This window comes from Trebonia sp., from assembly GCF_030042015.1.
Lineage (GTDB): Bacteria > Actinomycetota > Actinomycetes > Streptosporangiales > Streptosporangiaceae > Trebonia.
Window position 1 is genome coordinate 1 of sequence record NZ_JASIAL010000426.1, and the last position, 3,419, is coordinate 3,419.

A 3,419-nucleotide genomic window follows, 5' to 3' on the forward strand; every position below is an offset into this window, starting at 1 on the left:
GGTCGCCGCGGGCATCCGCGTCCCGGCCGCCTCGCCGGCCTGGGCCGGCTGGCCGACGGTGGGGCCGGCGTCGGCACGTGCCGCCGCCTGGCTCTGCTCCCCGAAGAACTCGTCGCGCTTGAGCACGACCCCGATGGCGAGCGCGGCCAGCCCGGCCGCGCTCAGCATGATCGCTATGTAAACCAGCAACAGCTTGCTGGTGACGACGCCGCCGATGAGAACCCCGATGGCGACGACGACCAGCCCGGCGCTGAACCGGATCACCTGTGACTTCTCCTCGTGTCCTGGTGCGCCGGAAACGCTCCTGGGTCAGCGGCGGTCGTGAACCGCGGCGTCACCGCCACGGAAGCCGCCCGCGTGCTGGACGACCTCAGGGACGCCGTACTGGCTGGGCGCCGGCGCGCCGTTGCGGATGGCTGGCTGCCCGAGGCCGGCCGGAAGCTGCGGCGGAGACGCCGGGGCCACGGCAGGGAACGTGCCGCTGTCGGTCACGCCGGCCTCAAGATCACGGAGCTGGCCCTCGAGGTACGCCTTGAGCCTGCTGCGGTACTCACGCTCGAATGCCCGCAGGTCGTCCACCCGCCGCTCGAGTTCCTCGCGCTGCTGGACGAGCGAGCCCATCGCCTGGCGGTGCCGCTCCTGGGCGTCCCGCTCCAGGCTCTCGGCGCGTGCCCTGGCGTCGCCTGTGATCTGCTCCGCCTGCCGGCGGGCCTTGGTGAGCACCTCATCGGCCTCGCGGCGCGCGCGCCCGAGCGTCTCGTCGGCTTCCCTGCGCGCGTCAGCGATCGCCTGGTCGGCGGTCTGCTGGGCCAGCGACAGCACGCGTGCTGCCGTGTCCATGTTGTCCTCGACGGTGTGCATCCCGCCCATCATCATCGGCTCGGGCTGCCTGCGCTCCGGCGGTTCCGGCATCATCATGTCGGACTTGGTCGGATCGGACAGCGGCGAACTCAGTGCCGGGATGCTCGGCTTCCCGCCGCCGCGCAACACCTCAGCCAGCTTGGCCCGGAGTTCCTCGTTCTCCTGGATCAGCCGGTCGAGTTCAGCCTCAACCTCGTCGAGGAAGGCATCAACCTCTTCCTCGTCGTAGCCGGGCCTGAGCCTGGTCGTACTGAACTGCTTGTTCCGCACATCCGCGGGCGTCAGCGGCATCTTGTCTCCTCGGCGCGCTTAGCTGTGTTCTCAGCACGGTACCCGATCGGGACGGGGCACGTTACCTGATCAGAGATGCGGGACTGCCACCTGTAGCAAAATCAGTACCACGATGAACAGCACCATGTAGCTGAGGTCCATGGCTACTGTACCTAGCCGGAGGGGTGGGATGTAGCGGCGTAGGAATTTCAGTGGCGGATCAGTGAGGGTGAAAACCGTCTCGGCGAGCACCAGAACAAGGCCAGTCGGATGCCAGGAACGCGCGAAGACCTGGATCCAGCCGAAGATCATCCTGCCGATGAGCACGAGAAGGTAGATCCACAGCAGGTAGGTGAGGACGATTTTCAGGATGTCCATCACATCACCGCCCTCACGTACGAGTCTCGGGGAGAGGGCTGCTCCGCTAGCTCCGGTTGAACTAGCTCTGGTTGAAGAAGCCCCGCTCCGCGATGCGGGCCTTGTCTTCCGCGGTCACCTCGACGTTCGCCGGGGAGAGCAGGAAGACCTTGTTTGTCACCTTATCGATCGATCCGCGCAGCCCGAAGATCAGCCCCGCCGCGAAGTCGACAAGACGGCGCGCGTCGCTGTCGACCATCTCGGTCAGGTTCATGATCACCGGAGTGCCCTCGCGGAAGTGCTCACCGATGGTACGAGCCTCATTGTAGGTGCGCGGATGCAGCGTTGTGATCCGGGCGAGCTCGACCTGCTGTGACGGAACGGGCTCCATCCGGTGCTCGCTCACGTAGCCGCCGTAATCGGGACGGACCGCGGGGGCCTCCACCGCGTCCGCCGGCTCGTCGTACTCGTCGTAATCCTCATAATCCTCGTACTTGTCCTGGTACCGGCGATCGTCCTCCACGAGGCCTAGGTAGACCGCCATCTTGCGCATCGCGCTGGCCATCCGTCAGTCCTCCGCTGTGCCCACCCACGCGTCGCCGCGTACCCAATAGCGTTACGCGACGGACATTACATGACGTGAGGCCTTCTGGCTCCGAGCAACGCCGTACCAATTCGCACGTGTGTCGCGCCGGCGTCGATCGCGGGCTCAAGATCCGCGCTCATCCCCGCGGAGACGATGGTCGCGCCCGCCACCACCGCACGCACCGCGGCCGAGCAGGCACGCAGCGGCGCGAAGGCGTCAGCGGGCGCCATGCCCAGCGGCGCCACCGCCATCACGCCGCCGAGCAGCAGCCCCGGCTCGGCCGCCACCGCCCCGGCGATCGCAGGCACCCCGGCTGGCCGGACCCCGCCGCGCGCCGGGTCGCCGTCCAGGCTGACCTGGACCAGGCAGGTGAGCTCACGGCCCGCCGCGCGGGCGGCGGCGCCGAGCGCCTGGGCCAGGTGAGCCCTGTCCACCGAGTGCACCACGTCGGCGTACCTGGCCACGCTGCGGGCCTTGTTGGTCTGCAGCTGGCCGACGAAATGCCAGGTGATCGGCAAGTCCGCGCAGGCGGCCGCCTTGGGCGCCGCCTCGGCGTCCCTGTTCTCCCCGAAGTCGGTCACGCCGAGGCCGCACAGCAGCGCCACGTCGGAGGCCGGCCACGTCTTGGTGACCGCGATCAGCGTCACTCCGCTGGCGTCCCGCGCCGCCGCCGCGCAGGCCGCGTCGATCCTGCTCCTGACCTGCGCCAGGTTGGCGGCGAGCTCGGCGCGGCGCCGGTGCGACCGGCTCAGCTCACTTGAGGAAGTCAGGGACATCCAGGTCGTCGTCCTCTTCGAAGACCACCGGGCGGCGGCGCCCGGCGCCCGCATCGAAGACCTTGTCGGCCGCGCCGGACCGCCCGGAGTCCTTCCACCCGGACGCGGACGACCCGGCACCGTGCCCGGCGCCGGCGGCGCCCGGGTCGAACCCGGAGTCGGCGTAGGCGGAGCTGGCCGGGTCATCGTCGTCCCCGTCCTGAGCGACGAACGACACGGGCGCGGGAACATAGCCGGCCGCGACGTCGGCCGCTTGCCGCGCCGGCGCGGCGGCGGCCGAGACCGTCTGCCCCGGGGCGCCAGCGCGGCCCGCGGACCCGGACAATCCGGCGGCAGCGGACGAGTCCGGCGAGGACGCCGCGGCACCGTTGCCCGGGCGGCCCGCGCCCTGGGCCGCGCCGGAGGCGGCCAGCCCGCTAGCCGGCCCCGAACCGCCTGCTGACCCCGAACCGCCCGATGGTCCAGAACCGGCCGCTGACCCCGAACCGCCTGCTGAATCCGAACCGACAGCTGACCCCGAACCGCTGGACACCGCCGAGCCGGGTGATGCCACGGGCGCGCCGTGACCC

6 protein-coding genes are annotated in these 3,419 nt (G+C 70.3%); all 6 read right to left on the reverse strand.

The window, feature by feature from the left end:
* Window positions 1–264 (reverse strand): hypothetical protein (locus Q1N79_RS22750; protein ID WP_300612205.1); only part of this gene is annotated, 264 nt, incomplete at its 3' end.
* Between the two features lie 45 nt (window positions 265–309).
* The gene (locus Q1N79_RS22755; protein WP_300612207.1) at window positions 310–1,152 is read right to left on the reverse strand and encodes a DivIVA domain-containing protein; all 843 of its coding nucleotides are present in this window, start codon (window positions 1,150–1,152) and stop codon (window positions 310–312) included.
* A 69-nt stretch (window positions 1,153–1,221) separates the two neighbouring features.
* Window positions 1,222–1,509 (reverse strand): YggT family protein, encoded by a 288-nt coding sequence (locus Q1N79_RS22760; RefSeq protein ID WP_300612209.1) that lies wholly within the window; start codon window positions 1,507–1,509, stop codon window positions 1,222–1,224.
* Window positions 1,510–1,570: 61 nt separating this feature from the next.
* On the reverse strand, window positions 1,571–2,053 hold the full coding sequence (locus Q1N79_RS22765; RefSeq protein WP_300612211.1) for a cell division protein SepF: 483 nt from the start codon (window positions 2,051–2,053) through the stop codon (window positions 1,571–1,573).
* Window positions 2,054–2,118: 65 nt separating this feature from the next.
* The gene (locus tag Q1N79_RS22770; protein WP_300612213.1) at window positions 2,119–2,850 is read right to left on the reverse strand and encodes a YggS family pyridoxal phosphate-dependent enzyme; all 732 of its coding nucleotides are present in this window, start codon (window positions 2,848–2,850) and stop codon (window positions 2,119–2,121) included.
* Complete coding sequence (locus Q1N79_RS22775; RefSeq protein WP_300612215.1) at window positions 2,828–3,175, reverse strand: hypothetical protein; 348 nt, start codon at window positions 3,173–3,175, stop codon at window positions 2,828–2,830. The genes Q1N79_RS22770 and Q1N79_RS22775 overlap by 23 nt, the downstream gene beginning before the upstream one ends.
* Window positions 3,176–3,419 lie beyond the last annotated feature (244 nt).

Coding starts and splice junctions, on each gene's coding strand:
- Q1N79_RS22755 (WP_300612207.1), bottom strand. CDS start 1,152: ATGCCGCTGACGCCCGCGGATGTGCGGAACAAGCAGTTCAGTACGACC.
- Q1N79_RS22760 (WP_300612209.1), bottom strand. CDS start 1,509: ATGGACATCCTGAAAATCGTCCTCACCTACCTGCTGTGGATCTACCTT.
- Q1N79_RS22765 (WP_300612211.1), bottom strand. CDS start 2,053: ATGGCCAGCGCGATGCGCAAGATGGCGGTCTACCTAGGCCTCGTGGAG.
- Q1N79_RS22770 (WP_300612213.1), bottom strand. CDS start 2,850: ATGTCCCTGACTTCCTCAAGTGAGCTGAGCCGGTCGCACCGGCGCCGC.